At 78.1% G+C, this 343-nt stretch carries 1 pseudogene; it reads right to left on the reverse strand.

From position 1 onward, the window contains the following. Positions 1–343, reverse strand: a pseudogene (locus ACSNOB_RS32045) (hypothetical protein); the annotation flags it as partial.

Consider the following 343-nt stretch of genomic DNA (forward strand, 5'->3'; position numbering starts at 1 on the left):
GCGTGGGGCTCGAGGCCGCCGTCGGCGTCGGGGTGGGGGTCGGGCCGGGGGTTTCGTTCTCGGAGAGGGCGACGTAGCCCACGGCACCCCCGCCGAGGCAGAGCACCAGCAGCCCGACGATGCCCAGCGTCAGGATCAGGTTGAGCTGCCGCGGCCGCGCCGGCCCGCCGCCCGGGTGGTGCCCGCCGGGAAAGTGTTGCGGGTAGCCGGCGTACCCACCGGCGGGGAAGCCGTCCTGCGGCGTGGCGGGGTAGCCGCCGGCCGGGTAGCCGTCCTGCCGCGTGGCGGGGTAGCCGCCGTACGGCTGGTGGGGGTACGGCTGGGCCGGCGGGGGGCCGGAGGT

Origin of the sequence: Micromonospora sp. URMC 106 (assembly GCF_051386395.1) — a bacterium.
Taxonomy (GTDB): Bacteria; Actinomycetota; Actinomycetes; order Mycobacteriales; family Micromonosporaceae; genus Micromonospora.